The sequence below is a fragment of the Citrobacter sp. Cpo147 genome (assembly GCF_030332405.1).
GTDB lineage: Bacteria > Pseudomonadota > Gammaproteobacteria > Enterobacterales > Enterobacteriaceae > Citrobacter > Citrobacter portucalensis.
Genome location: NZ_JAOWHX010000029.1, coordinates 241,229 through 265,879, shown reverse-complemented (window position 1 = coordinate 265,879; position 24,651 = coordinate 241,229). Strand labels below are relative to the sequence as shown.

Here is a 24,651-nt window from a genome sequence, read left to right as displayed (position 1 = left end):
TGTCACAGTTGAGAAAACTGACTGCGAACTAAGTTCGTTCTTTATGGTCAGTAGATAGTATTTTGCGCCAAATTGCCATGCAACGAGCAATTTGACGGGCGTAAAAGTTTCGAGTGGTGGCAAAAAGGACACAGATGATTCCGATTGATGTCGAATGCTTTGCGTAGAGACACTGATGCCACTACTATCGTTCCACTTTCTATGACAATAACGACAGCCTGATGCCAAAATTACGCCTGATTGGATTAACTTTACTCGCACTTAGCGCCACTGCAGTCTCTCATGCCGAAGAAAAGCGCTATGTCTCTGATGAACTGAACACCTGGGTCCGCAGCGGTCCGGGAGATAATTATCGCCTCGTGGGTACGGTTAACGCCGGCGAGGAAGTCACGCTATTACAGACTGATGCCAACACTAACTACGGTCAGGTGAAAGACAGCACCGGACGTACCGCCTGGATCCCGCTGAAAGAGCTGAACAGTACGCCGAGCCTGCGTACCCGCGTTCCCGACCTGGAAAACCAGGTTAAGACCTTGACCGATAAGCTCAATAATATCGATACCACGTGGAACCAGCGCACCGCCGATATGCAGCAAAAGGTAGCGCAAAGCGACAGCGTGATCGACGGGCTGAAACAAGAAAACCAGAAGCTGAAAAACGAGCTTATCGTGGCGCAAAAGAAGGTCAGCGCAGCCAACCTTCAGCTTGATGACAAACAGCGCACCATCATCATGCAGTGGTTTATGTACGGTGGCGGCGTGTTGGGTCTTGGTCTGCTGCTCGGCCTGGTTCTGCCACACATGATCCCAAGCCGTAAACGCAAAGATCGCTGGATGAACTGAATCGCCTTCTCCGCCACACTGACATATGATTAAGGGATCATAGTTTTCAAAAGGAAAGTGGCGTGAAGATTTATCTGGTCGGTGGTGCTGTTCGGGATGCGTTATTAGGGCTACCGATTAAAGATAAAGATTGGGTTGTTGTTGGCGCCACGCCGCAAGAAATGCTCGACGCGGGCTACCAGCAGGTAGGCCGCGATTTTCCCGTGTTTCTGCATCCGCAAACCCGCGAAGAGTATGCGCTGGCGCGTACCGAACGTAAGTCAGGCTCGGGGTACACCGGATTCACCTGCTATGCCGCCGCAGATGTCACGCTGGAGGCCGATCTTCAGCGTCGTGACCTGACCATCAACGCAATGGCCCGCGATGACAACGGGGAGATTATCGACCCGTATAACGGACGCGACGATCTGGAAAACCGTCTGCTGCGCCATGTTTCATCTGCCTTTAGCGAAGATCCGCTGCGCGTGCTGCGCGTGGCGCGTTTTGCTGCCCGCTATGCGCACCTCGGTTTTCGTATCGCTGAAGAAACCATGACGCTGATGCGTGACATGACCATCGCTGGTGAACTGGAGCATCTGACACCAGAGCGGGTGTGGAAAGAAACCGAAGGCGCATTAACCACCCGTAACCCACAGATATTTTTTCAGGTCCTGCGCGACTGCGACGCACTGCGCGTCCTGTTTCCGGAAGTGGATGCTTTGTTTGGCGTTCCTGCCCCCGCGCAGTGGCATCCGGAAATCGACACCGGTATTCATACGCTGATGACGCTGTCGATGGCAGCCATGTTAAGTCCGGAAGTCGACGTGCGTTTTGCTACGCTGTGCCACGATCTTGGCAAAGCATTGACGCCTAAAGCGCTGTGGCCGCGCCATCACGGCCACGGTCCGGCGGGTGTTAAGCTTGTCGAACAACTGTGCCAGCGCCTGCGCGTACCGAATGACATCCGTGATTTAGCCAAACTGGTTTCCGAGTTCCACGACCTCATTCATACCTTCCCGATCCTGCAGCCAAAAACCATCGTTAAGCTGTTTGATTCCATCGATGCCTGGCGCAAACCGCAGCGCGTGGAGCAAATCGCCCTCACCAGCGAGGCTGATGTGCGTGGGCGAACCGGTTTTGAAGCGGCAGATTATCCGCAAGGCAGGCTGTTGCGCGAAGCCTGGCAGGTTGCGCAGGCGGTGCCAACGAAAGACGTGGTTGAAGCTGGATTCAAAGGTCAGGCAATTCGTGAAGAACTGACCCGGCGTCGCATCGCGGCGGTAGCCAGTTGGAAGGAGCAGCGTTGCCCGAAAGCGTAGACACTGCGTTGCCGAATGCGCTGTGCTTATCCGGCCTACAGGTTCGACACGGATATAACCCGTAGGCCGGATAAGGCAGAACGCCGCCATCCGGCACCACGGTAAGTCATCAGAAGAACACGACGTAAACGGCAGCCGCCACAATAAAGCGGTAAATCGCAAACGGAATGAACGAGATGCGTTTAATCAGTTGCAGGAAGGTTTTGATCGCCACCAGCGCCACGATAAACGCCGTCACAAATCCGACTGCAAACATCGGGATATCTGATGCGCTGAGGAAAGACCAGCTCTTGTAGAGATCCAGCGCCGTCGCGCCCATCATCATCGGCACAGCCAGTAGGAAGGAGAATTCCGAGGCCGCGTAACGACTCACGCCCATCAGCATGCCGCCAGAAATCGTCGCCCCGGAGCGAGAAAAACCCGGCCACAGCGCCAGACACTGGAAACAGCCAATCATAAACGCCTGGCGATAGGTCATATCATCCAGCCCCGGCGCACGCGGCTCCTTCGGCTTCAGGCATTCTGCGGCAATCAGCAGTACACCACCCACCACCAGCGCATACATCACGTTGATCGGGTTAAACAGCGATTTGATAGTGTCGTGGAAGATTAGCCCCAGTACCACGGCTGGAATCATCCCCAACAGGATATGTCCCAGCGTCAGTCGACCTTTGCCAGTGCCTTCATGCGGAGCCTTGCCGAAGTGAATACCGATCAGGCCAAACAGACGTCGCCAGAACATGACCACTACGGCCAGGATAGAACCTAACTGGATAACCACTTCGAATGTTTTTGCAGTGTCACCCTCAAAACCCAACAGGTGGCCAACAATAATCATATGGCCGGTACTGGAAACGGGTAAAAATTCCGTCAATCCTTCGACCACACCCAAAATTGCCGCTACCAGCAGCGAGTGCATATCACTCATTAATAAACCCCTAGATAGAGAAACCACGGCAAAAAAGAGCCGACGAAAGGACCCTTTTATACCCGTTTGTTTTAGAAATTATTAAATTAATTATTTTCTTTCAGATTATTGCCACGCTCAATGATAACCCCGACGTTCGCCGCACGGGCTACCGCGCCAGGTTTACTGAGTTTGATCCGTACCCAGGGAGAATTAAAGCGGCTAAGCAGCAGATCCGCCACCTCTTCCGCAACCCGTTCTACCAGCGCAAAGCGCCCACCTTCCACATGATTAACAACCGTTTGAGCAATATCAGCATAGCTCAGGCAATCAGCCACATCATCGCTTTTAGCCGATTTGCGGTTATCCCATGCCATTTCGATATCGAACACCAACCGTTGTTCGATCGTTTGTTCCCAGTCGTAAACACCAATAGTGGTGATTACAGAAAGTTGCTCTATAAATACAATATCCATCACGACCTGCCTGCTTTTTGGCTAACCCGGATACCACTTCCGGCGAAATATGCGTATTATCCACAGAAGTAGCGTTTTACACGACATTTTCAAAACGGAACAGCTTATGAGTGCAATCGCGCCTGGAATGATTATCTTCGCGTACCTCTGTGGCTCAATTTCCAGTGCTATTCTGGTATGCCGCCTTGCTGGATTGCCGGACCCGCGTGACAGCGGCTCTGGGAATCCGGGCGCGACAAACGTGCTGCGCATCGGTGGCAAGGGAGCCGCCGTCGCGGTGCTGATTTTCGACGTCCTGAAAGGTATGTTACCCGTCTGGGGGGCCTATGCGCTAGGCGTCAGCCCCTTCTGGCTGGGATTGATCGCAATCGCCGCCTGTCTGGGCCACATTTGGCCGGTATTCTTCGGCTTTAAAGGTGGGAAAGGCGTTGCCACCGCTTTTGGCGCGATTGCGCCGATTGGTTGGGACTTAACCGGCGTGATGGCCGGGACCTGGCTGCTGACCGTCTTATTAAGCGGCTACTCGTCGTTAGGCGCTATCGTCAGCGCGCTAATCGCCCCTTTTTACGTCTGGTGGTTCAATCCCCAGTTCACTTTTCCGGTGTCCATGCTGTCGTGCTTAATACTGCTTCGTCACCATGACAACATTCAGCGTCTGTGGCGTCGTCAGGAGCCGAAGATCTGGACCAAGCTGAAGAAAAAACGCGAACGAGACCCCGAGTGATTTTATTGTCGGATAGCGACGCAACGGCGTCTTATCCGGCGTGGGGGATGTGATACCCCTCCACTGGCTTGCCTAATCGGTTCTGACACCACATCGCCAGAAATTCCACGCACACGCGCAGCTTCACGCTGCGATACAGCGGCTCCTGATAAACCGCCCAGATATTAGCGCTCTGCGCATAGTCCGGCAGCACACGCACCAGTTCACCGCTGGCCAGAAAAGGCTGCACATCCCATTCGGAACGCAACATAATCCCTTTTCCCTGTAGCGCCCACTGCAACACAATCTCACCGCTGTTAGAGGAAAGATGTCCCGCCACCTTGACCGACTTTTTCTCCTGACCATTGTCCAGTTCCCACACCCCGTGAGTCATATCTCGTTCTTTAGTGACCAGACAATCATGACGACTTAATTCCTGTAACGTCGTCGGCTCACCGTATTTTTGTAAATACGGTGGGGCCGCACACAATATTCTTTTGTTTTTCGTTAACAAATGCGCAATATAATAATCCGGAATCTCATCATTAATACGAATATCCAAATCTATATTATCCTGTGCCAAATCAATTTGCCGATCGTAAAGCTCAAAATGCACCTGTAATTCAGGGTAGCTATGCATCAATTCGGTAATTGCCGGTGCAATATAACTGCGCCCAAAGCCAAAACTACAGCCAATACGAATCATCCCTGCCGGGCGCGTTTTGAGTTGCGTGACGTCATCGACCAGATGCTGATAACTCGCGAGGATCGCCTGCGCATGTTCATAGCAACGTTGACCACTCTCCGTGAGCGCTACGCCACGCGCTGAGCGGCTTAGCAGCGTCGTCCCCAGCGTGGACTCTAGGATCTGAATGCGTTTTGTCACAAACGCCGGCGTTTGTCCCAGCGTCGCGGCTGCGGCGCTGAAGCTGCCGCTATGCACAATTTCAACCAACACCTGCAGGTCTTTCGCCAGGGGATACGTGTTCAGCATGATCGGTCTATCCGTAATGTTGTTCACCGCAGTGTAATTCTCTCATGCGTCTTAAACCCTGCCTTTGCGCAATTTTTATTGCCTTATCCGGACATCATTCACGAACTGTTAATTGGATATTCACAGTGGCAAATAATATTAATCCACATTTTTAGTGGTAGTTTGTGGCGGAGAATTTATTTCCAGATAAATAAAAGAACTGGAGTTAACAAGATGAGCAATCAAAATAACCAAAATGCGATAAATACGCTGACGAACATTGTCGCTGATTTTACCGCCATGATTTCTACCCGCATGCCCGATGACGTCGTGGATAAATTAAAACAGCTGCGTGAAGGCGAAACCTCGCCGATGGGTAAAATCATCTACCACACCATGTTTGACAACATGCAGAAAGCTATCGACCTGAACCGCCCAGCCTGTCAGGACACCGGGGAGATTATGTTCTTCGTGAAGGTCGGTTCCCGTTTTCCACTCCTCGGCGAACTGCAAAGCATCCTGAAGCAGGCCGTTGAAGACGCCACGGTAAAAGCGCCGCTGCGCCATAACGCGGTCGAGATTTTTGACGAAGTGAATACCGGCAAAAATACCGGTACCGGTGTGCCGTGGGTCACCTGGGACATCATCCCTGATAACGATGACGCGGAAATCGAAGTCTACATGGCAGGCGGCGGCTGTACGCTGCCGGGACGCTCAAAAGTGTTAATGCCTTCTGAGGGCTACGAAGGCGTCGTGAAATTTGTTTTTGAAAATATCTCCACGCTGGCAGTCAACGCCTGTCCGCCAGTGCTGGTGGGCGTAGGTATTGCCACCTCCGTAGAAACCGCCGCCGTTCTTTCTCGTAAAGCGGTGCTGCGCCCTATCGGCTCACGTCATCCGAATCCGAAAGCGGCCGAACTGGAACTGCGTCTGGAAGAAGGACTTAACCGTCTGGGCATTGGTCCGCAAGGATTGACCGGTAATAGCTCGGTGATGGGCGTGCATATCGAATCCGCCGCGCGCCACCCGTCGACTATCGGCGTTGCCGTCTCTACCGGCTGCTGGGCCCACCGTCGCGGTACGCTGTTGGTTCATGCTGACCTCTCCTTCGAAAACCTGTCTCACACCCGGAGCGCGTTATGAAAAAGATCCTCACAACCCCGATCAAAGCCGAAGATCTGGCAGACATTCGCGTTGGCGATGTCATTTACCTGACCGGTACGCTGGTGACCTGCCGTGACGTTTGCCACCGCCGCCTGATCGAACTGAAGCGCCCGATTCCTTATGACCTGAACGGCAAAGCCATTTTCCACGCGGGCCCGATCGTACGTAAGAACGGTGAAAAATGGGAAATGGTTTCCGTCGGCCCAACCACCAGCATGCGTATGGAAGCGTTTGAGAAAGACTTTATCGAACAGACTGGCGTCAAACTGGTGGTCGGCAAGGGCGGCATGGGACCGCTGACGGAAGAAGGCTGCAAGCAGTTTAAAGCACTGCACGTCATCTTCCCGGCAGGCTGCGCAGTCGTGGCGGCAACCCAGGTTGAGGAGATCGAAGAGGTGCACTGGACGGAACTCGGCATGCCGGAGTCCCTGTGGGTGTGTCGGGTAAAAGAGTTCGGCCCGCTGATCGTTTCCATCGATACCCACGGCAATAACCTGATCGCTGAAAACAAAAAGCTGTTCGCTGAACGTCGCGACCCTATCGTCGATGAAATCTGCGAGCACGTGCATTACATCAAATAACCCTCCCGGAGAGGCGCTACGCCTCTCCCCTTTCGCAGGGATACAACAATGGCACCTTTAGCTGGTTGGTGGCGATACCTGGCTCCGCTGGTGGTCATCGCCATTATTGCTGTTCTGCCCGTTCCCACCGGTCTTGAGAGCCACACCTGGCTCTATTTTGCCGTCTTTACCGGTGTGATTGTCGGACTTATTCTGGAACCTGTACCGGGCGCGGTGGTGGCGATGATTGGTATTTCGATCATCGCCGTCCTTTCACCGTGGCTGCTGTTCAGCCCAGAGCAACTCGCGCAGGACGGTTTTAAATTTACCGCCAAATCGCTGTCGTGGGCGGTATCTGGCTTTTCAAACTCGGTCATCTGGCTGATCTTCGCGGCCTTTATGTTTGGTACTGGCTATGAGAAAACCGGACTCGGTCGGCGAATCGCGCTGATGCTGGTGAAAAAGATGGGGCACCGGACGCTGTTTCTCGGCTATGCGGTGATGTTCTCCGAACTTATCCTCGCTCCCGTCACGCCTTCCAACTCCGCCCGTGGGGCCGGAATAATCTACCCGATTATCCGCAACCTGCCGCCGCTGTATAACTCACAGCCCAATAGCGCCAGTTCACGCTCTATTGGCTCGTACATCATGTGGATGGGGATTGTCGCTGACTGCGTTACCAGCGCCATTTTCTTAACGGCAATGGCACCGAACCTGCTGTTGATCGGTCTGATGAAAGGCGCGTCCCACACCGCGCTGAGCTGGGGGGACTGGTTCTTAGGTATGCTGCCGCTGAGCATTTTACTGGTGCTGATCGTGCCGTGGCTGGCGTACGTGTTATATCCACCGGTGCTGAAATCCGGCGATCAGGTGCCACGCTGGGCGGATGCGGAGCTAAAAGCGATGGGACCGCTCTGCGCTCGCGAGAAAAAGATGCTGGTGCTGATGGTCGGCGCACTGGTGCTGTGGATCTTCGGCGGTGACTATATTGACGCCGCGATGGTCGGATACAGCGTGGTAGCGTTGATGCTGGTATTGCGCATCATTAGCTGGGATGACATCGTCAACAATAAAGCCGCGTGGAACGTCTTTTTCTGGCTGGCCTCACTGATCACGCTGGCCACCGGGCTCAATAACACCGGTTTTATTACCTGGTTCGGTAAGCTGCTGGCAAACGGGCTGAGCGGTTATTCGCCGATGATGGTGATGGTAGCACTCATCGTAGTGTTCTATCTGTTGCGTTACTTCTTTGCCAGCGCCACGGCCTATACCTCCGCCCTCGCGCCGATGATGATTGCCGCCGCGCTGGCGATGCCGGAAATCCCGCTACCGGTCTTCTGCCTGATGGTCGGCGCCGCCATTGGTCTGGGCAGCATTCTGACCCCGTACGCCACCGGCCCTAGCCCTATCTACTACGGCAGCGGCTATTTACCAACGGCGGATTACTGGCGACTCGGTGCTATTTTTGGCCTGATTTTCCTCGTGCTGCTGGTGACTACCGGTCTGGTCTGGATGCCCCTCGTTTTACTGTAAAACCCTGGTGGGGCGACGTATTGTCGCCCCTTTATCCATAAGCTTCTCGTATGATCGATTTCCCGATGCGCTGAGGCATACTTTTTTGTATGCAAACACCCTCATGCTGATAAGGGAAACGCTCTGGACACGGTTGCGCACGAGACACTCACACGGGGCTGGCAGGCCGAACTGGATCTGCATTTTACCTGCACCGGGCACAAAACGGTGCTCGCCTCGGCGCGTCATCATGGTCCACTGACGGTTCAGCGCCCATTTTACCCCGAAGAAAACGTCTGCCATCTTTATCTGCTTCATCCACCGGCGGGGATCGTCGGCGGAGATGAGCTCCATATCGCCGTAACGCTCGACGAAAACAGCCACGCGTTAATCACCCAACCTGGTGCGGGAAAGTTTTACCGCAGCCGCGGACCGCAGGCATTGCTGCGCCAGCATTTTACCCTCGCGCCTCGTGCGACGCTGGAGTGGCTGCCGCAGGATACGATCCTCTTTCCCGGTGCCAACGCCGCTATTCAGACCGTCTTTCATCTGACATCCGAAAGCCGCCTGCTGGCCTGGGATCTGCTGTGTCTTGGCCGACCGGTTATGCAGGAGACCTTCAGTTACGGCACGCTGCAAAACCGCCTGGAAGTGTGGCGAGATGGGCAGCCACTGCTGATAGAACGCTTGCAGTTGCAGGAGTGGAATCTGAGCAGCGTCGCACATCATCCCTGGGTCGGTACGTTACTGTGTTATCCGGCCAGCGAGCACATGCTCGAGGGCACGCGGGAGCGGCTTACGGCGCTTGGCGATTACGCCGGGGCAACGCTTAACGATTCGCTGCTGACAATCCGTTTTCTTGCTAACGACAACCTGGTTGTCCAGCGCGTTATGCGCGACATCTGGCAATTTCTGCGCCCGCTGCTGACACACAAAGCGCCCGTACTCCCGCGAATCTGGCAAACCTAAGAGAACCCTAATGGAACTGACTCCCAGAGAAAAAGACAAGCTGTTGCTGTTTACCGCCGCGCTGGTGGCGGAACGTCGCCTGGCCCGCGGGCTGAAGCTGAACTACCCGGAATCGGTGGCGCTGATTAGCACTTTCATCATGGAAGGGGCACGGGACGGGCAAACCGTGGCCGCGCTGATGGAAGACGGGCGTCACGTCCTGCGCCGCGATCAGGTGATGGAAGGCGTACCGGAGATGATCCCGGATATTCAGGTTGAAGCCACATTTCCGGACGGATCGAAGCTGGTCACTGTCCACAACCCGATCGTCTAAGGAGCAGCAATGATCCCAGGTGAATATCAGATCGCAAAAGGCAATATTGCGCTTAATCAAGGGCGAGAGATCTGCACGATCGTGGTGGAAAATCATGGCGACAGACCCATACAGGTGGGATCGCACTATCACTTTTACGAAGTGAACCCGGCGCTGCGCTTTGACAGGCTGGCCGCACGCGGCTTTCGTCTGAACATTGCTGCGGGCACGGCAGTACGTTTTGAGCCGGGACAAAAACGCGAAGTCGAACTGGTGCGCGTTGCTGGTGCACAAAGGATCGTGGGTTTTCGCAGCGAAGTGATGGGCGCACTGGAGGCAGATAATGAGTGACATTTCCCGGCAGGCGTACGCCGACATGTTTGGCCCAACCACCGGCGATAAAGTGCGCCTGGCGGATACCGACCTGTGGATCGAGGTGGAACAAGACTTCACCACCTACGGGGAAGAGGTCAAATTCGGCGGCGGAAAAGTGATCCGCGACGGCATGGGCCAGGGACAAATGCGCGCCGATACATGCGTGGATCTGGTGATCACCAACGCGCTGATCGTCGATCACTGGGGGATCGTGAAAGCGGATATCGGCATCAAAAACGGCAGGATCTTCGCCATCGGCAAAGCAGGTAATCCCGATATTCAACCCAACGTGACGATCCCGATAGGCGTAGGAACTGAAGTCATTGCCGGGGAAGGCAAGATCGTCACCGCGGGCGGCGTGGATACGCATATTCACTGGATCTGCCCACAGCAGGCGCAGGAGGCGCTGGTTTCTGGCGTGACGACGATGATCGGCGGCGGTACCGGTCCGGCGGCAGGCACTCACGCCACCACCTGTACGCCGGGTCCGTGGTACATCGCGCGTATGCTGCAGGCGGCAGACACGTTGCCGGTTAACATTGGTTTGCTGGGTAAAGGCAATGGCTCAAATCCAGACGCCCTGCGCGAGCAAATCAGCGCGGGCGCAATTGGCCTGAAAATCCATGAAGACTGGGGCGCCACGCCTGCCGCTATCGACTGCGCGCTGACCGTGGCCGACGAGATGGACATCCAGGTCGCGTTGCACAGCGATACGCTCAATGAGTCCGGTTTCGTTGAAGATACGCTGGCGGCAATTGGCGATCGCACCATTCATACCTTTCACACCGAAGGCGCGGGCGGCGGCCATGCGCCGGATATCATCACCGCCTGCGCGCATCCGAATATTCTGCCCTCCTCCACGAATCCGACGCTGCCCTATACCGTCAACACTATCGACGAGCATCTCGACATGCTGATGGTTTGCCACCACCTCGATCCGGATATCGCCGAAGACGTGGCCTTTGCCGAATCCCGTATTCGCCGGGAAACAATCGCTGCCGAAGATGTGCTGCATGACATTGGCGCGTTTTCCCTGACCTCGTCCGATTCACAGGCGATGGGGCGCGTTGGCGAAGTGATCCTGCGTACCTGGCAGGTGGCGCACCGCATGAAGGTTCAGCGTGGCCCGTTGGCAGAAGAAACCGGTGACAACGACAACCTGCGCGTTAAACGCTACGTCGCCAAATACACCATCAACCCGGCATTAACCCACGGTATCGCCCATGAAGTCGGCTCCGTTGAGCCTGGCAAACTGGCCGATCTGGTGCTGTGGTCGCCCGCCTTTTTTGGCGTAAAACCGGCGACGATCGTCAAGGGCGGGATGATTGCCTGCGCGCCAATGGGCGATATCAACGCCTCGATCCCCACCCCGCAGCCGGTGCATTACCGCATGATGTTCGGCGCGCTTGGCGCGGCGCGGCACCACACCCGGCTGACCTTTATTTCGCAGGCCGCTGACGCGCAAAACATCCCGCAGCAGCTCAATCTGCAAAGCGCTATCGCCGTCGTCAAAGGCTGTCGGACGGTGAAAAAGGTCGACATGATCCACAACGGCCTGCAACCCAATATCACCGTCGATGCTCAGACTTACGAGGTGCGTATTGATGGCGAACTGATCACCAGCGAACCGGCAGACGTTTTGCCGATGGCGCAACGCTATTTTCTGTTTTGAGGAGTGACGATGATCTACCTGACCCAACGCCTTGACCACGCTCACCGCGTTACTGCAAGCGTCACGCTGCCCATTGATGTTCGGGTAAAAAGTCGTGCCAGAGTGGCGCTGAATGACGGTCGCGAAGCCGGGCTGATGCTACCGCGTGGCTTGCTGTTACGCGGTGGCGATCTGCTGAGCACCGAAGATGGCAGCGAAGTGATCGAAGTGATCGCCGCACCGGAGTCGGTTTCCGTGGTGCGCTGCGCCGATCCTTTCCTGCTCGCCAAAGCCTGTTATCACCTCGGCAATCGTCACGTTCCGCTGCAAATTCTACCGGACGAACTGCGTTACCACCACGATCATGTGCTGGACGACATGCTGCGCCAGTTCAACCTTGAGGTGACCTTCGCCCAGTTGCCGTTTGAACCTGAAGCAGGCGCTTATGCCAGTGAATCACACGGGCATCACCACGGCCATGCGCACTGATGCATAACAGCCAACAGCTACGTCTGATGCAGCTCGCCAGCAGCGCGCTCCCGGTGGGGTCGTTTACCTGGTCCCAGGGTCTGGAGTGGGCGGTGGAAATCGGCTGGGTGAAAAGCGTCGATGACTTCTCTGCCTGGCAAATCCAGCAGATGGAGCAAAACTTTTTTACCGTTGACCTACCGCTGCTGGCGAGACTGTATCGCGCCTGCGAGCTGGACGATCTCGACGCAGCACGCCGCTGGAGCGCTTACCTGCTGGCCTGTCGAGAAACCCGCGAACTGCGGGATGAAGAACGCAGTCGGGGTGCGGCGTTTACGCGGCTGGTCACCGACTGGGAGTCGGATTGCTCGCGAGAATGGCGCACCCTCTTTGTCGACAGCCAACTCTGCGGCATGGCCTGGCTGGGCGTACGCTGGAAAATTCCGCTGACGGAGCTGGCGTTAAGCCTCGGCTACAGCTGGATTGAGAGCGCTGTCATGGCTGGCGTCAAGCTGGTTCCTTTTGGACAACAGGCGGCCCAGCGTTTGATTATTGCGCTCTGCGATCGCTATGCGCAGGGTTTGGCACAGGCGCTGACGTGTCCTGACACCAGCCTCGGCTCCGCAACGCCGTTGGCCGCTATCGCCTCTGCCCGGCATGAAACCCAATATTCCCGATTATTCCGCTCCTGAGGAGAAAAAATGAGTAACTACAAGCATCCCCTGCGTGTGGGCGTTGGCGGCCCGGTTGGCTCGGGCAAAACGGCGCTGCTGGAAGCGTTATGTAAAGCCATGCGCAGCAGCTATCAATTGGCGGTGGTGACCAACGATATCTACACCAAAGAAGATCAGCGCATTCTCACCGAGGCGGGCGCGCTGGAGCCAGAGAGGATCGTCGGCGTGGAAACCGGTGGCTGCCCGCATACCGCCATCCGCGAAGATGCGTCGATGAATCTGGCCGCCGTAGAAGCGCTGAGCGAGAAATTCGGTAATCTGGATCTGATTTTTGTGGAAAGCGGCGGCGATAACCTGAGCGCCACCTTCAGCCCGGAACTCGCGGATCTGACGATCTATGTGATCGATGTTGCTGAAGGCGAGAAGATCCCGCGTAAAGGTGGTCCGGGGATCACCAAATCCGATTTTCTGGTGATCAATAAAACCGATCTGGCCCCTTACGTCGGCGCATCGCTGGAGGTGATGGAGCGCGATACCTTGCGCATGCGCGGCGAGCGTCCATGGACGTTTAGTAATTTAAAATCTGGAGAAGGCCTGGAAAAAATTATCGCGTTTCTGGAAGAGAAAGGAATGTTGCGGATGTAGTGAGAGCTATCGCCGGGCGGCGGATTCGCCTGACCCGGCCTACGGTTTTGTAAGCCCGGTAAACGCAGCGCCACCGGGCAAAAAAACTTATGCTGCCGGTAATTCCGCCAGCGGCCAGCGTGGACGCACGGTCACGCCAAGATCCGCCGTTGCACCCGCTTTAAAGCGCACCATGCCCGCGTAGGCGATCATCGCCCCGTTATCGGTACAAAATTCCGGACGCGCGTAAAACACTTCGCCACGACGTTTTTGCATCATCTCGGCCAGTTTTGCGCGCAGCGTACGGTTCGCACTCACGCCCCCCGCCATCACCAGACGTTTAAAACCGGTTTGATCCAGCGCGCGTTTGCACTTGATCATCAGCGTATCAACTACCGCGTCTTCAAACGCACGGGCGATATCAGCGCGGGTCTGATCGTCATTTTCGTTATTACGAATGGTATTCGCAGCGAAGGTTTTCAGACCGGAGAAGCTGAAATCCAACCCCGGACGGTCAGTCATTGGACGCGGGAAAACAAAACGTTTTTCAACGCCTTGCGAAGCCAGCTTTGACAGCATTGGGCCGCCAGGATAATCCAGCCCCAACAGCTTGGCTGTTTTGTCGAACGCTTCGCCTGCGGCATCATCAATCGATTCGCCCAGCAATTCATACTGACCGATACCGGTGACGCTGATCAACTGAGTGTGACCGCCGGAAACCAGCAGCGCGACGAACGGGAACGCAGGGGGATTATCTTCCAGCATTGGCGCCAGCAGATGCCCTTCCATGTGGTGCACAGGAATTGCCGGTACGCCCCAGGCGAACGCCAGCGAACGTCCTACGGTAGCGCCAACCAGCAGCGCACCAACCAGACCAGGACCTGCGGTATACGCCACCGCATCGATCTCTTTTGCCGTCAGTCCCGCTTCTTTCAGCGCGGCCTGGATCAACGGTACGGTTTTACGTACGTGATCGCGCGAGGCCAGTTCTGGCACTACGCCGCCGTAGTCAGCATGTAATTTCACCTGACTATACAATTGGTTGGCTAAAAGACCTTTTTCATCGTCGTAAATGGCGATGCCGGTTTCATCGCAGGATGTTTCAATACCCAGTACACGCATGACTTGTTTTACCTCGCTTTATTACCGCGCAGTGTAGGACCAATGCGGGTTGATGTAAAACTTTGTTCGCCCCAGGAGTTTCGCTCGTGTATACTCCTTGTCCTTATAAAAGTCCCTTTCAAAATCGCGTCGGTGCTTTACAAAGCAGCAGCAATTGCAGTAAAATTCCGCACCATTTTGAAATAAGCTGGCGTTGATGCCAGCGGCAAACCGAATTTATTAAAGGTGAGAGTTACATGCCGGTAATTAAAGTACGTGAAAACGAGCCGTTCGACGTAGCACTGCGTCGCTTCAAGCGTTCATGCGAAAAAGCAGGTGTTCTGGCGGAAGTTCGTCGTCGTGAGTTCTATGAAAAACCGACTACCGAACGTAAGCGCGCTAAAGCTTCTGCTGTGAAACGTCACGCGAAGAAACTGGCTCGCGAAAACGCACGCCGTACTCGTCTGTACTAATCCATTGAGAGCCAAAGCTCTCAATTCAGACTGAGTTGTAGTTGTAAGGCCGTGCTTCCGGAAGGAATGCGCGGCTTATTTTCGTTTATACACGTCATCATTCAAGCTGCCTCAGTGTTGGCTGCAGTCGCTCACCCCAGTCACGTACTGCTGTACGCTCCTGAGGATTCGCTTCCTTGCCGCCTTGATGCATCCTGAATGATTTTGTGTATATGAGTCATCAAAAAACAGGGGCTTATGGCTGGACGAATTCCTCGCGTTTTTATCAATGACCTGCTGGCAAGAACCGACATCGTCGATCTCATCGACGCGCGGGTAAAGCTGAAAAAGCAGGGCAAAAATTATCACGCGTGCTGTCCGTTCCATAACGAAAAAACCCCCTCTTTCACCGTAAACGGTGAAAAACAGTTTTATCACTGCTTTGGGTGTGGCGCGCATGGCAACGCCGTCGACTTTCTGATGAACTACGACAAGCTCGAGTTTGTGGAAACCGTCGAAGAACTGGCCGCAATGCACAACCTTGAAGTGCCCTATGAAGCAGGCAGTGGCCCCAATCAGATAGAGCGCCATCAACGGCAAAGCCTTTATCAATTGATGGACGGCCTGAACACTTTTTATCAACAGTCTTTGATGCAGCCCGCCGCTACCCCTGCGCGCCAGTACCTGGAAAAGCGAGGATTAAGTAGCGACGTTATCACCCGTTTTGCTATTGGTTTTGCGCCCCCCGGCTGGGACAACGTCCTGAAACGGTTTGGCGGCAATGCTGAGAATCGCAAATCGCTGGTCGATGCGGGGATGTTGGTCACCAACGATCAGGGACGCAGTTACGATCGCTTCCGCGAACGGGTAATGTTCCCCATTCGCGACAAACGTGGTCGGGTCATTGGTTTTGGTGGACGCGTGCTGGGCGATGCCCTGCCGAAATATCTGAACTCCCCGGAAACCGATATTTTCCATAAAGGTCGCCAGCTGTATGGCCTTTATGAAGCCCAGCAGGATAACGCCGATCCACAGCGCCTGTTAGTGGTAGAAGGCTATATGGATGTGGTGGCGCTGGCGCAATACGGCATTAACTACGCCGTGGCATCCCTTGGGACGTCAACTACCGCCGATCACATCCAACTGTTGTTCCGCGCGACGAACAACGTAATTTGCTGTTACGACGGCGACCGTGCCGGACGTGACGCAGCATGGCGCGCGCTGGAAACCGCACTGCCCTATATGACAGACGGACGCCAGCTACGCTTTATGTTTTTACCTGACGGCGAAGACCCCGATACGCTGGTGCGTAAAGAAGGGAAAGAGGCCTTTGAAGCCCGGATGGAGCAGGCGCTGCCGCTCTCCGCGTTTTTATTTAACAGCCTGCTGCCGCAGGTTGATTTGAGTACCCCGGACGGACGCGCACAGCTCAGTACGCTGGCATTACCGTTGATTACTCAGGTACCAGGCGAAACGTTGCGCATTTACCTGCGACAGGAGTTGGGGAACAAGCTCGGCATTCTGGATGACAGCCAGCTTGAACGTTTAATGCCTAAACTGGCAGAAAATGGGGCTTCCCGCCCTGTTCCACAGCTAAAACGTACGACCATGCGTATACTTATAGGGTTGCTGGTACAGAACCCGGGCCTCGCCCCGCTGGTTCCACCGTTAGGCGCACTGGATAGTAATAAGCTGCCTGGACTTGGCTTATTCAGAGAACTGGTCAACACTTGTCTGGCTCAGCCAGGTCTGACCACCGGGCAACTTTTAGAACACTACCGTGGCACAAATGATGCTGCGACCCTTGAAAAACTGTCGATGTGGGACGATATAGCAGATAAAGATATCGCGGAAAAAACCTTCACCGACTCACTCAACCATATGTTTGATTCGATGCTTGAACTGCGCCAGGAAGAGTTGATAGCTCGTGAGCGCACACACGGTTTAAGCAGCGAAGAACGCCGGGAACTCTGGACACTGAACCAGGAACTGGCCAAGAAATAAAAGAAAGACAAAACAAAGACAAAATCATTCGCGTTGTATCAAGGCAGCAAGTGAACGAACGCCTGGGAGTGTACATAAGTACATGACCAGGATGACAAATCCGCCGGGAGCGGATTTGAACGCTGCTTGCGGCGGCCCCGTAAGGGGCGAGGCTCAGGATGAGCCGAGTAACGAACGCAGCTAACGCAGAGACAACGTGAAAGATGAAGTATTTAACGGCTTAACTGCCGAATATCGATCGGGAAGCCCCCGACAGCCGCACGGAGAGGCAGCGGCAAAATATAAGTATGCCCTCGTTTTGCCGTTGGCGGTTTTACCGCCCAACACCAATCAAACGAATTAAGTGTGGATACCGTCTTATGGAGCAAAACCCGCAGTCACAGCTGAAGCTTCTTGTCCAACGTGGTAAGGAGCAAGGCTATCTGACCTATGCCGAGGTCAATGACCATCTGCCGGAAGATATCGTCGATTCAGATCAAATCGAAGACATCATCCAAATGATCAATGACATGGGTATTCAGGTGATGGAAGAAGCACCTGATGCCGATGATCTGCTGCTTGCTGAAACCTCCAACAGCACCGATGAAGACGCGGAAGAAGCGGCTGCCCAGGTTCTGTCCAGCGTTGAGTCCGAAATCGGTCGTACGACTGACCCGGTCCGCATGTACATGCGTGAAATGGGTACCGTTGAACTGTTAACCCGCGAAGGCGAAATCGACATCGCTAAACGCATCGAAGACGGGATTAACCAGGTTCAATGCTCCGTTGCCGAATACCCGGAAGCTATCACCTACCTGCTTGAGCAGTACGATCGCGTAGAAGCTGAAGAAGCACGTCTTTCCGATCTGATCACTGGCTTTGTCGATCCAAACGCGGAAGAAGACATGGCGCCAACGGCGACCCACGTCGGTTCTGAACTCTCTCAGGAAGAGATGGATGACGATGAAGACGAAGATGAAGAAGATGGCGACGACGACAGCAGCGATGATGACAACAGCATCGACCCTGAGTTAGCGCGTGAAAAATTCGGTGAACTGCGTACTCAGTACGAAATCACTCGCGACACCATCAAAGCGAAAGGCCGCAGCCATGCTGCCGCGCAGGAAGAAATTCAGAAGCTGTCCGAAGTGTTCAAACAGTTCCGCCTGGTGCCGAAGCAGTTCGACTACCTGGTAAACAGCATGCGCGTCATGATGGACCGCGTGCGTACTCAGGAACGTCTGATCATGAAGCTCTGCGTTGAGCAGTGCAAAATGCCGAAGAAAAACTTCATCACCCTGTTCACTGGCAACGAAACCAGCGAAACCTGGTTCAACGCGGCAATCGCGATGAACAAACCGTGGTCTGAAAAACTGCACGACGTTGCAGATGACGTTCACCGCGGCCTGCAGAAACTGCAGCAGATTGAAGAAGAAACCGGCCTGACCATCGAGCAGGTTAAAGATATCAACCGTCGCATGTCCATCGGTGAAGCGAAAGCCCGCCGTGCGAAAAAAGAGATGGTTGAAGCGAACTTACGTCTGGTTATCTCTATCGCTAAAAAATACACCAACCGTGGCTTGCAGTTCCTGGATCTGATTCAGGAAGGTAACATTGGTCTGATGAAAGCGGTTGATAAGTTTGAATACCGTCGTGGTTACAAGTTCTCCACCTATGCAACCTGGTGGATCCGTCAGGCGATCACCCGTTCGATCGCGGATCAGGCGCGCACCATCCGTATTCCGGTGCATATGATTGAGACTATCAACAAGCTCAACCGTATCTCCCGTCAGATGCTGCAAGAGATGGGCCGCGAGCCGACGCCAGAAGAACTGGCTGAGCGCATGCTGATGCCGGAAGACAAGATCCGTAAAGTGCTGAAAATCGCTAAAGAACCTATCTCCATGGAAACGCCGATCGGCGACGATGAAGATTCGCATCTGGGTGATTTCATCGAGGATACCACCCTCGAGCTGCCGCTGGACTCTGCGACCACCGAGAGCCTGCGTGCCGCAACGCACGACGTTCTGGCTGGCCTGACCGCCCGTGAAGCGAAAGTTCTGCGTATGCGTTTCGGTATCGATATGAACACCGACCACACGCTGGAAGAAGTGGGTAAACAGTTCGACGTTACCCGCGAACGTATCCGTCAGATCGAAGCGAAGGCGCTGCGTAAACTGCGCCACCCGAGCCGCTCTGAAGTACTGCGTAGCTTCCTGGACGATTAATCTCGCCGCATAAGCATAAACGCCACCGCAAGGTGGCGTTTTTCTTTATAGTCCCCGCCTGACCAGGGCGTCATTCACTTCCCGATACGCCTCTACCAGTTTATCCAGCGTGATCCGGCTTAACCCGCTGGGATTCGGCAATACCCATATTTGCGTCGCGCCAATGGTCAGCGTCTGTTTTCCCCACTGCGCCCCACGCTGGCTAAGCCCCTGCTCAAATGCCTGCTTCCCAAGGATAGCGAGCGCGGCTGGCTGATACTCTTCTATTTTCTCAATGAGCAGACGACCACCGTTACGCATCTCCTGTAGCTTCACTTCATTAGCCTGCACCGTCGGCCTGTCGACAAACTTGGTCACGCCACAGCGGAAATCCAGCAGGTGTTGCGCCTCTTCTGGTTTCAGTTGGCGATCGGTAAATCCCGCCTGATGGATGACCTTCCAGAAGCGATTGGCGGGATGTGCAAAGGGGAACCCTGTACCTGCGGAAGATAGTCCCGGATTGATGCCGCAAAACACCACCCGCAGCCCTGGTGCCAGTATGTCCTTAACCATAATTACTCCGAACAATACATCAGAGTAACAGTATAACGGACTGAAAATACATTGTTTATAAAATCAGCATCCGTTCGCATATGTCTGGATTGCGACGCAGAGTTACTTTATAATCCACCGCCACGGCCCCTTAGCTCAGTGGTTAGAGCAGGCGACTCATAATCGCTTGGTCGCTGGTTCAAGTCCAGCAGGGGCCACCAAATTTTAGCTTTATAATCATATAATTAAGCCACTCTAGCGAGTGGCTTTTTTGTTATCTTGTTTTCGAGTGGCGATGAAATGGCGGTGGATTTTTTACCACCACTTTCATGAGCACATAAAAAAACCCGCGCGTGGCGGGTCTTTAGAGAAAATTTATCAGAGCCACAATGGCCGCTGACCACTCACCGACGGGTGAGGTGGCGCCGGAATTATTGTTCCCGGTGTAACGATAAAACGTTCTACAGACTCCATCGTTACGAATGTGCAACTGCAATTAATATTCGTACATTGATGGTAACGCTCTTTAGTATTCTCGCTAAGATAGCGACTGGTACGAGCATGCGCTGCATGCTGGCATTTTGGACAATGGAACATGCCACCCCCACGAATTCACAAAAAGTGAATTAATAATACTCAGTTATTCACCATTTGAGAACCATTTTCTTCCGACTCATATTCTATGCCAGAAAGCATAACCTCGAGCTCTACAGCCGTCGTGAAGCCATTCCCGCCTAGATTATGGGTCACCTTACTGATTATCCACGACTGGTCATCGATGACGCTCTTAAAGCCCGAGACCCTTACCGGCATTTCGGGATAAATATCTTCCCGACCGGTTGCCAGCATGATTGAGAACTCCGCAACGCCACGCTGCAATTTATCCCACTTCGCCTGAGCCGCTCGCATCGCTTGCGCCTTTGTCGCGTAAATGGTAGTCAGTGCGAAAACGTTGTCAGCCTCACCGGCCATATATTCACCCTCGCGGGCTTCCTGCTCTTTCTTCTTTTTCGTTGCGGTTTTACTGCTCACGACTTTTGCTTTCGGGTGCTGTAGAGCCCGGAGGTGTTGCTCTTTGGGCTTGCGCTTCAGCTTCACCGCTTGCTTTTGCTTCGCCGGTTTTGGGTCTTTGGTGTGCAGCCATTTAGCCGTTACGCCGGTGTAAGCACCACGGTCAGCAATAGCAAACTGATGCCGGTCGCCGTCACTGCGCTGGATAGTAATCTGAGGGATAGCTTTTCCGCTGGCCGTCGTACCACTTCCCGCTTTGAGCATCAGCAATTTACCCGCTTTGACCGATACCGTGCCGCCGTTACGTTCCGCGAGGCGAGTCAGAAATACTGCATCGGATTCCTGCGACTGGTCGATATGCGGAATTTTTATCCCGTTAAGAGAATCCGCGACGCTGGCCGTTAATTTATTCCGGGCGGCTATCGCGCTGACGATAGCGCCGAGTGTGGTGTCGTGCCATGATTCCTCGCGGCGTGAATTGAGTGTTCCGCGAAAATCAGCACTACGGGCGCGAATGGTCACCGTATCCGGTGCCCCCCGGTGCTCCACCTCATCGACGGTAAATCGCCCCTTACCAACGAGCGCGAAACCTTTCCAGCCGAGATACAGTGATAGCACCGCGCCGCAAATCGGCAGCGCGACAAGCCCGTCAGAATCATCGAGTTCAATGTCGAGCTGGTCAGCTTCAAAGCCCCGGTTATCCGTCATCGAGAGATTAATCAGCCGGTCGCTGATATTGCCGGTGATATCTTTGCTTTCCAGTGTCAGCATAAAATCGGGCGTCAGTGTGGCACCTGCGCCGGTGATAATATCCAGCATGATTAAGCCCCTACCTTAGACAGCAGATCGCCAGCTTTACCGACCAGACTCTCGGCCTGTTTTCCGATATCGCCATAGACCGCCGCGAGCGATTCATCGACACGGGTCAGTGACAGAGTGAAGCTGATTTTTCGTGGCGACCCGTCCTCAAAAAATACCGTGCCGGTCTCCGAGACATTGCTGACAATAAACATCCCGTAAATCCAGCCTGAGCCAGAAATAAGCGGCCATGCTCGCCCCTGCTCAGCCATCGTATAAAGCGTCAGCATCGAAAACTTGCCGCCGGTCAGCTCTGGATATAGGTCACCGCTCAGGGTGATTTTGTCCTCCCCTTCACCGAGATACTGAAAGGCGTCACGCTTCCCGATGCGGGAGTTTGACGCCCAGCTATAATCCGCGCTGCGCTGCATGCTCTGATAGGGCAACGTCTGACGCATAAAAACAAACATACCTAGTGCCAGCATCATAATCGGTCTCCTTAGTCATGCATCATGCTTGCGCGGGCTTTGGCGCGTTTCTCACGCTCATATTTTTCTAAGGCATCCTGTAAATCATTACCTAACCGACCGCCCGGCATACCGTTGCCCGGCACGTTAATTTGATAGGTTGGCCGACTCTGGTCGATGTAGGTTTTACCGGCGGGTGCCGTGACCGGCTGATAGCTGTTGTAAGAGCTGATAGCCGGGCTGTAACCGTTCTGCGTCGCCGCACTGGCTTTCGCCGCGGTCTGGTCAAGCGAGCTGGATTCTTTGTTGATAACCCCGAGCTTTTCGAGCACCCAGTCAATCCCGCTTCGCAGCTTGTTAAAGGCGTTAAGCGGCATCAACAAAGCATCAGCCAGCGCCTGACCGAACATGACACCAACATTACGGCAACTGTTTAATGTGTCCTGAGTCGCTTTTACCGGCGCTATCAGGTCTTTAAACCACTGCCAGACACCGCGAAGTTTCTCCCCAAGGCCGTCAAAGACGGGTGCCAGCGGCGCGAACATTTCCCCGACCGGCGCAAAGGCGCTCATCAGCCCCTCGATAACACCACCGAAAAAGGCGCTGATCGGCTCCCAGTATTTGCGAATAAGCAGCGCGCCAGCGACAACCGCCGCCGCAACGGCCACGACCGGCCATGTAATCGCACCGATAGCGGCGATAACCCCGCCACTGATTGTCGTAAAGACAGCACCAAGTGCGCCAGCAGCAGCGATGATGGCGTTAATACCGATAATAACCGGCCACGCAACAAGGCCGATTGCCCCTATAACCCCCACAACACCGATAGCCGCCGCTGAAATAACCCCAAGCGTCGTCGCCAGTGATTTATTTTTTTGTATCCAGCCATCAAGTTTTAAAACATACCCAGTCGCCGTTTGTACCAGCTTACGCAAGGATGACTCTTGCTGGTCAAACAGGTCTGTTCCGACCGCCTCATAAGCTGACTGGAACTCTTTAAAGTCGCCGCCAAGGTTGTCTTGCATGACCTTGACGAGCTCAGCCGTTTTACCGTCAGATGCTTTAAGCGTGGCGGTAAGCTGGTCCAGCTTTCCGCTTGAGGCGGCAGTCATTAATACAGCAGCAGTTGAGCTTGCCTCTTCACCGAATATGGTTTTCATGTATTCAGCGCGCTGACCGGTACCGAGATTGTTTTTCTCAAAGCTCCGCTGCATTTCTTTCAGGATTGTAAATATTGGGCGCGTGTTCCCCTTACCATCAGCCGTTTTTACGCCGAGCTCTTTAATAGCGTCATACGCTTTTCCCGTAGGAGCCTGTAGGCGACTTAACACGGCGCGGCTCCCCGTACCCGCCATCGAGCCTGTAATTTTGGCGTCATGCAGTGCGCCGACCATTGCGGCTGTTTCTTCGATACTGACCCCGGCATTTTTCGCCACCGGCGCGGCGTAGGTCAGCGCATCACTCAGGCCGTCAAAGTCGGCGGCGGTTTTGTTCATCGTCATCGACAGAACATCACCGATATGAGCGACCTTATCGTTTGAGAACTGGAATGCAGAGCGCATCCCCATCAATAACCCGGCGTTCTCTTCCATCGTTCGACGGTTTGCGAGCGCCATATCAAGCGTCACTGGCGTAGCCGCCTGAATAGCAGCGGTATCACCACCGGCTTTTGCAATAATAATCTGAGCACCGGCAGCATCATCAGCCGACGCGGCGGTGTTATCACCGAGCTGACGCGCCTGTTTGCGAAGAGCCACCATATCAGCTGAATCTTTTTCGACGCCGAGAACAGCCTGAAGCTCAGAGTTTTTCTGAGCAAAATCATAACCGGGTTTCATTAGTGCAACACCGGCGAGAGTACCTGTTGTTGCCATACCTACCCCGGCAGCGCCCATCGAGGCGGCATTCCCTGCCAGAGCCTTCCCTGCCTGATAGCGTTTTTGTACTGCACTCAGTTTCGCCTGTTGAGCGCTGACGCGCGCCAGTGCTTCACGCTGGCGGTTAAGCTGTGCGGTTGTTTCGCTGATATTATTTTTCAGGCGGTTTTCATCATTCGTCAGGTTGCGGGTATTTATCCCCGCTTTACCGAGCTCGGCCTGTTGCCGCTTAACTGACTGCGTGAGACTGTTATATTTCGTCTGTAACCCATCAGCCGCGCGTTTCGCTGACTCCAGCACTCTGGCCTGTGCCGCTGTTGGCCGTTCCGTATTTTTAAACTGCACCGCCAGCGCTTCAGCTTCCTGTTTTGCTTTTTCCAGCGACTTACCGGTTACCGCCAGTTGCGCACTGGTTTTACGAAAACCGTCGATTTTCGATGCCTGACCATTCAAATCACGCAGGGATTGCTGAGTCGTGCGGATATCACCAGACAGCGATTTACTCGCCGTCTGGATCGCTTTAAAGGGTCGGGTCGCCTGGTCGACAGCTTTCAGCAGCACTTCGAGTTTGAGGTTATTACTCATTCGTGTTTCCGCTTCGCTGTAGCGCTTTTTCGCGCCAGTTGACGAGCTCGGTCAGGCTCATGGGATAAAGGTCTGATGGCGACCAGTGGAAAATTACCGCTATGTCAGCCATCAGGTCATCGACCGAGAG

General features: G+C 54.4%; 26 protein-coding genes and 1 tRNA gene. 17 read left to right on the top strand and 10 right to left on the bottom strand.

From position 1 onward, the window contains the following. Window positions 1-221: 221 nt before the first annotated feature. Together OGY06_RS02330 and OGY06_RS02325 are read left to right on the top strand one after the other, a co-directional pair. Window positions 222-842, top strand: coding sequence for a TIGR04211 family SH3 domain-containing protein (locus OGY06_RS02330; RefSeq protein ID WP_003828434.1), 621 nt, complete (start codon window positions 222-224; stop codon window positions 840-842). Window positions 843-904: 62 nt separating this feature from the next. After that, window positions 905-2,140 carry a multifunctional CCA addition/repair protein gene (locus OGY06_RS02325; RefSeq protein WP_126317403.1) on the top strand — a complete coding sequence of 412 codons (1,236 nt, stop codon included), beginning with the start codon at window positions 905-907 and terminating at the stop codon, window positions 2,138-2,140. A 109-nt stretch (window positions 2,141-2,249) separates the two neighbouring features. On the opposite strand, the gene bacA is transcribed toward OGY06_RS02325, so the two are convergent. Next, the gene (gene bacA / locus OGY06_RS02320) at window positions 2,250-3,068 is read right to left on the bottom strand and encodes an undecaprenyl-diphosphate phosphatase (RefSeq protein WP_003828439.1); all 819 of its coding nucleotides are present in this window, start codon (window positions 3,066-3,068) and stop codon (window positions 2,250-2,252) included. An 86-nt stretch (window positions 3,069-3,154) separates the two neighbouring features. Beyond that, the gene (folB, locus tag OGY06_RS02315) at window positions 3,155-3,523 is read right to left on the bottom strand and encodes a bifunctional dihydroneopterin aldolase/7,8-dihydroneopterin epimerase (RefSeq protein ID WP_003024659.1); all 369 of its coding nucleotides are present in this window, start codon (window positions 3,521-3,523) and stop codon (window positions 3,155-3,157) included. Between the two features lie 106 nt (window positions 3,524-3,629). Here folB and plsY point away from each other — a divergent pair, with 106 nt between their 5' ends. After that, the gene (plsY, locus tag OGY06_RS02310) at window positions 3,630-4,247 is read left to right on the top strand and encodes a glycerol-3-phosphate 1-O-acyltransferase PlsY (protein WP_003828443.1); all 618 of its coding nucleotides are present in this window, start codon (window positions 3,630-3,632) and stop codon (window positions 4,245-4,247) included. Between the two features lie 31 nt (window positions 4,248-4,278). Here the strand turns inward: plsY and ttdR are convergent, their stop codons facing one another. Beyond that, on the bottom strand, window positions 4,279-5,220 hold the full coding sequence (ttdR, locus tag OGY06_RS02305; protein ID WP_063941836.1) for an L-tartrate utilization transcriptional activator TtdR: 942 nt from the start codon (window positions 5,218-5,220) through the stop codon (window positions 4,279-4,281). Between the two features lie 213 nt (window positions 5,221-5,433). Between ttdR and ttdA the strand changes: the two genes are divergently transcribed. From ttdA to ureG, 10 genes are all read left to right on the top strand, one after another. Next, window positions 5,434-6,342, top strand: a complete 909-nt coding sequence (ttdA, locus tag OGY06_RS02300) for a L(+)-tartrate dehydratase subunit alpha (RefSeq protein WP_003828445.1) — start codon at window positions 5,434-5,436, stop codon at window positions 6,340-6,342. After that, window positions 6,339-6,944: a L(+)-tartrate dehydratase subunit beta gene (gene ttdB, locus OGY06_RS02295; RefSeq protein ID WP_003828447.1), complete on the top strand. Its 606-nt coding sequence runs from the start codon at window positions 6,339-6,341 to the stop codon at window positions 6,942-6,944. The genes ttdA and ttdB overlap by 4 nt, the downstream gene beginning before the upstream one ends. Before the next feature lie 48 nt (window positions 6,945-6,992). Then, window positions 6,993-8,456 (top strand): anion permease, encoded by a 1,464-nt coding sequence (locus OGY06_RS02290; protein ID WP_286604598.1) that lies wholly within the window; start codon window positions 6,993-6,995, stop codon window positions 8,454-8,456. 123 nt (window positions 8,457-8,579) lie between these two features. Then, a complete protein-coding gene (locus OGY06_RS02285) occupies window positions 8,580-9,404 on the top strand; it encodes an urease accessory protein UreD (protein ID WP_286604613.1) in 825 nt (274 codons plus the stop codon). A 10-nt stretch (window positions 9,405-9,414) separates the two neighbouring features. Next, window positions 9,415-9,717, top strand: a complete 303-nt coding sequence (locus tag OGY06_RS02280; RefSeq protein WP_286604596.1) for an urease subunit gamma — start codon at window positions 9,415-9,417, stop codon at window positions 9,715-9,717. A gap of 9 nt (window positions 9,718-9,726) precedes the next feature. Continuing rightward, the gene (locus tag OGY06_RS02275; protein WP_003828455.1) at window positions 9,727-10,047 is read left to right on the top strand and encodes an urease subunit beta; all 321 of its coding nucleotides are present in this window, start codon (window positions 9,727-9,729) and stop codon (window positions 10,045-10,047) included. Further along, window positions 10,040-11,743, top strand: coding sequence for an urease subunit alpha (gene ureC, locus OGY06_RS02270; RefSeq protein ID WP_257662117.1), 1,704 nt, complete (start codon window positions 10,040-10,042; stop codon window positions 11,741-11,743). Before OGY06_RS02275 ends, ureC begins: the two co-directional genes overlap by 8 nt. A gap of 9 nt (window positions 11,744-11,752) precedes the next feature. After that, on the top strand, window positions 11,753-12,211 hold the full coding sequence (gene ureE, locus OGY06_RS02265) for an urease accessory protein UreE (protein ID WP_020996339.1): 459 nt from the start codon (window positions 11,753-11,755) through the stop codon (window positions 12,209-12,211). Then, complete coding sequence (locus OGY06_RS02260) at window positions 12,211-12,882, top strand: urease accessory protein UreF (protein ID WP_003828461.1); 672 nt, start codon at window positions 12,211-12,213, stop codon at window positions 12,880-12,882. The genes ureE and OGY06_RS02260 overlap by 1 nt, the downstream gene beginning before the upstream one ends. A 9-nt stretch (window positions 12,883-12,891) precedes the next feature. Continuing rightward, on the top strand, window positions 12,892-13,509 hold the full coding sequence (gene ureG / locus OGY06_RS02255) for an urease accessory protein UreG (protein WP_003828463.1): 618 nt from the start codon (window positions 12,892-12,894) through the stop codon (window positions 13,507-13,509). An 87-nt stretch (window positions 13,510-13,596) separates the two neighbouring features. On the opposite strand, the gene tsaD is transcribed toward ureG, so the two are convergent. Continuing rightward, on the bottom strand, window positions 13,597-14,610 hold the full coding sequence (gene tsaD / locus OGY06_RS02250; protein WP_003024694.1) for a tRNA (adenosine(37)-N6)-threonylcarbamoyltransferase complex transferase subunit TsaD: 1,014 nt from the start codon (window positions 14,608-14,610) through the stop codon (window positions 13,597-13,599). Between the two features lie 236 nt (window positions 14,611-14,846). On the opposite strand from tsaD, the gene rpsU reads away from it, so the two are divergent. The 3 genes from rpsU to rpoD all read left to right on the top strand — a co-directional run bounded on the left by rpsU (window position 14,847) and on the right by rpoD (window position 19,252). After that, window positions 14,847-15,062 (top strand): 30S ribosomal protein S21, encoded by a 216-nt coding sequence (gene rpsU, locus OGY06_RS02245; protein WP_001144069.1) that lies wholly within the window; start codon window positions 14,847-14,849, stop codon window positions 15,060-15,062. Between the two features lie 237 nt (window positions 15,063-15,299). Continuing rightward, on the top strand, window positions 15,300-17,045 hold the full coding sequence (gene dnaG, locus OGY06_RS02240) for a DNA primase (protein ID WP_063941841.1): 1,746 nt from the start codon (window positions 15,300-15,302) through the stop codon (window positions 17,043-17,045). Between the two features lie 359 nt (window positions 17,046-17,404). Continuing rightward, entirely contained in the window at window positions 17,405-19,252 is a 1,848-nt protein-coding gene (gene rpoD, locus OGY06_RS02235) for an RNA polymerase sigma factor RpoD (RefSeq protein WP_003024699.1), read from the top strand. Between the two features lie 45 nt (window positions 19,253-19,297). Here rpoD and mug read toward each other — a convergent pair whose 3' ends face one another. After that, on the bottom strand, window positions 19,298-19,804 hold the full coding sequence (gene mug / locus OGY06_RS02230) for a G/U mismatch-specific DNA glycosylase (RefSeq protein WP_079939802.1): 507 nt from the start codon (window positions 19,802-19,804) through the stop codon (window positions 19,298-19,300). A gap of 124 nt (window positions 19,805-19,928) precedes the next feature. On the opposite strand from mug, the gene OGY06_RS02225 reads away from it, so the two are divergent. Continuing rightward, window positions 19,929-20,004 (top strand) — tRNA-Ile (locus OGY06_RS02225). A gap of 157 nt (window positions 20,005-20,161) precedes the next feature. On the opposite strand, the gene OGY06_RS02220 is transcribed toward OGY06_RS02225, so the two are convergent. From OGY06_RS02220 to OGY06_RS02200, 5 genes are read right to left on the bottom strand one after another with little or no spacing between them, the layout of a single operon-like run. Beyond that, window positions 20,162-20,380, bottom strand: a complete 219-nt coding sequence (locus tag OGY06_RS02220; protein WP_023223216.1) for a DNA-binding transcriptional regulator — start codon at window positions 20,378-20,380, stop codon at window positions 20,162-20,164. 39 nt (window positions 20,381-20,419) lie between these two features. Then, window positions 20,420-21,613 carry a phage late control D family protein gene (locus OGY06_RS02215; protein ID WP_286604594.1) on the bottom strand — a complete coding sequence of 398 codons (1,194 nt, stop codon included), beginning with the start codon at window positions 21,611-21,613 and terminating at the stop codon, window positions 20,420-20,422. Window positions 21,614-21,615: 2 nt separating this feature from the next. Next, entirely contained in the window at window positions 21,616-22,080 is a 465-nt protein-coding gene (locus tag OGY06_RS02210) for a phage tail protein (protein ID WP_126317390.1), read from the bottom strand. 11 nt (window positions 22,081-22,091) lie between these two features. Next, a complete protein-coding gene (locus OGY06_RS02205; RefSeq protein ID WP_286604592.1) occupies window positions 22,092-24,521 on the bottom strand; it encodes a phage tail tape measure protein in 2,430 nt (809 codons plus the stop codon). Further along, window positions 24,514-24,633 (bottom strand): GpE family phage tail protein, encoded by a 120-nt coding sequence (locus OGY06_RS02200; RefSeq protein WP_000763326.1) that lies wholly within the window; start codon window positions 24,631-24,633, stop codon window positions 24,514-24,516. Before OGY06_RS02200 ends, OGY06_RS02205 begins: the two co-directional genes overlap by 8 nt. Window positions 24,634-24,651: the final 18 nt, after the last annotated feature.

What these genes read in the sequence shown, in the direction of transcription:
- plsY (WP_003828443.1), top strand. Translation starts at nt 3,630, where the DNA reads ATGAGTGCAATCGCGCCTGGAATGATTATCTTCGCGTACCTCTGTGGC.
- ureE (WP_020996339.1), top strand. Translation starts at nt 11,753, where the DNA reads ATGATCTACCTGACCCAACGCCTTGACCACGCTCACCGCGTTACTGCA.
- ureC (WP_257662117.1), top strand. Translation starts at nt 10,040, where the DNA reads ATGAGTGACATTTCCCGGCAGGCGTACGCCGACATGTTTGGCCCAACC.
- OGY06_RS02260 (WP_003828461.1), top strand. Translation starts at nt 12,211, where the DNA reads ATGCATAACAGCCAACAGCTACGTCTGATGCAGCTCGCCAGCAGCGCG.
- OGY06_RS02220 (WP_023223216.1), bottom strand. Translation starts at nt 20,380, where the DNA reads ATGTTCCATTGTCCAAAATGCCAGCATGCAGCGCATGCTCGTACCAGT.
- OGY06_RS02280 (WP_286604596.1), top strand. Translation starts at nt 9,415, where the DNA reads ATGGAACTGACTCCCAGAGAAAAAGACAAGCTGTTGCTGTTTACCGCC.
- OGY06_RS02205 (WP_286604592.1), bottom strand. Translation starts at nt 24,521, where the DNA reads ATGAGTAATAACCTCAAACTCGAAGTGCTGCTGAAAGCTGTCGACCAG.
- rpoD (WP_003024699.1), top strand. Translation starts at nt 17,405, where the DNA reads ATGGAGCAAAACCCGCAGTCACAGCTGAAGCTTCTTGTCCAACGTGGT.
- OGY06_RS02200 (WP_000763326.1), bottom strand. Translation starts at nt 24,633, where the DNA reads ATGGCTGACATAGCGGTAATTTTCCACTGGTCGCCATCAGACCTTTAT.
- OGY06_RS02275 (WP_003828455.1), top strand. Translation starts at nt 9,727, where the DNA reads ATGATCCCAGGTGAATATCAGATCGCAAAAGGCAATATTGCGCTTAAT.
- mug (WP_079939802.1), bottom strand. Translation starts at nt 19,804, where the DNA reads ATGGTTAAGGACATACTGGCACCAGGGCTGCGGGTGGTGTTTTGCGGC.
- OGY06_RS02215 (WP_286604594.1), bottom strand. Translation starts at nt 21,613, where the DNA reads ATGCTGGATATTATCACCGGCGCAGGTGCCACACTGACGCCCGATTTT.
- OGY06_RS02210 (WP_126317390.1), bottom strand. Translation starts at nt 22,080, where the DNA reads ATGATGCTGGCACTAGGTATGTTTGTTTTTATGCGTCAGACGTTGCCC.
- rpsU (WP_001144069.1), top strand. Translation starts at nt 14,847, where the DNA reads ATGCCGGTAATTAAAGTACGTGAAAACGAGCCGTTCGACGTAGCACTG.
- bacA (WP_003828439.1), bottom strand. Translation starts at nt 3,068, where the DNA reads ATGAGTGATATGCACTCGCTGCTGGTAGCGGCAATTTTGGGTGTGGTC.
- ureG (WP_003828463.1), top strand. Translation starts at nt 12,892, where the DNA reads ATGAGTAACTACAAGCATCCCCTGCGTGTGGGCGTTGGCGGCCCGGTT.
- folB (WP_003024659.1), bottom strand. Translation starts at nt 3,523, where the DNA reads ATGGATATTGTATTTATAGAGCAACTTTCTGTAATCACCACTATTGGT.
- ttdR (WP_063941836.1), bottom strand. Translation starts at nt 5,220, where the DNA reads ATGCTGAACACGTATCCCCTGGCGAAAGACCTGCAGGTGTTGGTTGAA.
- dnaG (WP_063941841.1), top strand. Translation starts at nt 15,300, where the DNA reads ATGGCTGGACGAATTCCTCGCGTTTTTATCAATGACCTGCTGGCAAGA.
- ttdB (WP_003828447.1), top strand. Translation starts at nt 6,339, where the DNA reads ATGAAAAAGATCCTCACAACCCCGATCAAAGCCGAAGATCTGGCAGAC.
- OGY06_RS02330 (WP_003828434.1), top strand. Translation starts at nt 222, where the DNA reads ATGCCAAAATTACGCCTGATTGGATTAACTTTACTCGCACTTAGCGCC.
- tsaD (WP_003024694.1), bottom strand. Translation starts at nt 14,610, where the DNA reads ATGCGTGTACTGGGTATTGAAACATCCTGCGATGAAACCGGCATCGCC.
- ttdA (WP_003828445.1), top strand. Translation starts at nt 5,434, where the DNA reads ATGAGCAATCAAAATAACCAAAATGCGATAAATACGCTGACGAACATT.
- OGY06_RS02290 (WP_286604598.1), top strand. Translation starts at nt 6,993, where the DNA reads ATGGCACCTTTAGCTGGTTGGTGGCGATACCTGGCTCCGCTGGTGGTC.